The sequence below is a fragment of the Thomasclavelia sp. genome, assembly GCF_017889095.1.
Lineage (GTDB): Bacteria > Bacillota_I > Bacilli_A > Erysipelotrichales > Coprobacillaceae > Thomasclavelia.
Window position 1 is genome coordinate 1 of record NZ_JAGHEW010000346.1, and the last position, 2,601, is coordinate 2,601.

A 2,601-nucleotide genomic window follows, 5' to 3' on the forward strand; every position below is an offset into this window, starting at 1 on the left:
ATCAACAAATTATCTTGATATTTTTCCAGTGATTTTGGATATTTCTTTTCTTTAATTTGGGTTAAAGCTGTTTCAACTGTTTCATTCCATTTAAGTTCTATAATCATAGCAGGTTTATCATGATATGGAATAAAAACCATGTCTGCAAATCCTTTGCCACTTGGCATTTCTCTTATAATTGTATAATGATTTCTGGCATATATATAGGCAATAGATAATGTATACGATAAAGCATTTTCATTGTTATAAGTTAAAATAGATGTATCCAAATGAGCTTCTTCAATATATTTAGCGACCATTTCTTCATCCTGATTCCACGTTGCTTCCAATAATTTTTGGCTGTTCAATACTGCTTTAGTTGTTTCTTTCCAATCAGAGTTTCTAATGGAATTGACAAAAGAATCAATTACTTCTTTATTGGGAATGTAGCATACCTGATTTGAGTAACTGTATCCTAAATAACCAAGATGAATCAATAATGTCAATACATCATCTTTTGATTTTAAAGTTGTCATATCATTTTGAAATGATGACGTTTGTACAGGAACGTTTTCTCCAGCTAATAATTTAACGATATCATCTTTAAGACCATCAAAATTCATATCAATATAGACCTGTAATGCCTCATATGTTTCTGTAGATGTCCAATAGTTACCAAATTGCTTGCGCACGATAGCTGAAACGACAGAACGTGGTGAAAATGTTGATAAAGCATCTGTGATATGATAGCCGTCATACCATTCTTTCATTTCGTCATAGCTAACATCATATTTCAAACAAAGATTTTCTACTTCGTCTTCAGTAAATCCCATAAATTCAGCCAACAAACCAGGATCAATCATCGAAATTTCTTCAAACATGTTTAAAGCACTATGAGTTCCATACTTTTTGATAGGAAGAATGCCTGTCATATAAGCCATTTCAACATAAGGCTTATCTTTTAATAAGTTTCTTAAAAAATCAAGATAATTTTTTTGGGCTTCTTTATCATTTTTATACTCTCTAAAAATACAATCCCATTCATCTATGATAAAGATAAATTTCTCCCGTGTTTGACTACATATATCACTTAAAACCCTTATTAATTTTGTTTTATCAAAATACATTAAATCTTGATATTGTAAAAGCAAATCCCAAACAAGAGAATCATTGATAAGCTGAATCATTTGTTCAATGTTACAAGTTTGGCTTAAAAAATCCTGCATATTTAGATGAAAGACATTATGTTTGTTTAGATGAACTTTATATTGTTCAGTTTGGCTTATTTTTAAATGATTAAATATATCTGACGAATCGCAGCCTTTAGAATAATAGGCAACAAGCATATTGGCATCAGTTGATTTACCAAAACGTCTAGGCCTGGTTACACAAATTTTATTATCGGCAGTATTAATCAGTTGATTTGTATATTGAATGAGTAACGATTTATCGACATATATTTCCTTATTGTCCGCTTCTAAAAATTGAATATTATCAGGATTAAGATAGATTCCCATAAAATCACCTTCTTTCATGACATAATTATATCATTTTTAAATTAAATTATCATTTAACGCTGATAAACTCTTACTTTTTCTTATTCATAAATAATTATTTTTTCATATTTAAAGTAAAACTTAAATAACCAAAAGCACAAATAGTAAAATGGCAACTTACTATTTTATCCATTTTATTATAAACTTTTTATCTTGTTTATAATCATAGATTGTTTTTTTGTAAAAAATATTTGATAAATAACTAGCTATAAAGTAAACAGCTTCATAAATTAAAAATGATCAATCAATGTTAAAGAACATTAATTGACCAAATTTTAAACCTTTTTCAAATTTCTTTGTTTTTAACCAATCATAAAATATCGCTTTCCTTTACGAACTACTAATAATACTTTAATACTTACAAGAACGATTTGTAACCCTAAAACAATAATTCCAACTCTAAACATAATACGACCTCCGTAATTTTATTATAAATTAGAAGATCGATTAAATAACTTAATTTAACTTAATGTTTATTAATTATTTTATTGCCATTAATCCAACTTGCATATTAGATAGCCAAAATATTTCAACTACTTTAAAACCACATTGTTTAATAATTTCTATATGTTCAAAAATAGAAATTGGAAAATAATTTTGATTATATCGAGCTATATGTTTATTACATTCTTCTAAGCTTTTGCCTTGTTTAAATTGATATGCCTGCCACCGTTTTAAAAACAATTCTGTTCCTTGACTTGTAAATGGGGCAAAGTTTTCAAAAGTTATAAATATTCCATCATTTTTTAAGGCTTGATAGCATTTTTTAATTGCTTTTATTCTATTTTCATAAGTAAAAGCATGAAATACTAATATTGAAGTAACAACATCAAACTGATTTTCATAACTTAAATCGAAGACAGATTTGGTAATAAATGCAGAATTATTTCGTTGAAAACGTTCTTTAACGATTTCGATCATCTCTTTAGAACTATCACAAAAAACAAATTGATCAATTTCAGTATTTTTAAAAGCGACTTCAGCCATCTTCCCCGTTCCACAACCAATATCAAGCCAAGTTATCGGCTTATTTAAATATATTTTGATAAGATTGATCGTTTGGATA

The 2,601-nt window shown here is 27.5% G+C and carries 2 protein-coding genes; both read right to left on the minus strand.

All coding sequences use genetic code 11. The features are described 5' to 3' along the window. The coding region (locus tag J7M77_RS14815; protein WP_296879961.1) for an AAA family ATPase at positions 1 to 1,496 on the minus strand (1,496 nt) is incomplete at its 3' end. 519 nt (positions 1,497 to 2,015) lie between these two features. Then, on the minus strand, positions 2,016 to 2,601 hold a 586-nt coding region (locus J7M77_RS14820), incomplete at its 5' end, for a class I SAM-dependent methyltransferase (RefSeq protein ID WP_296879962.1).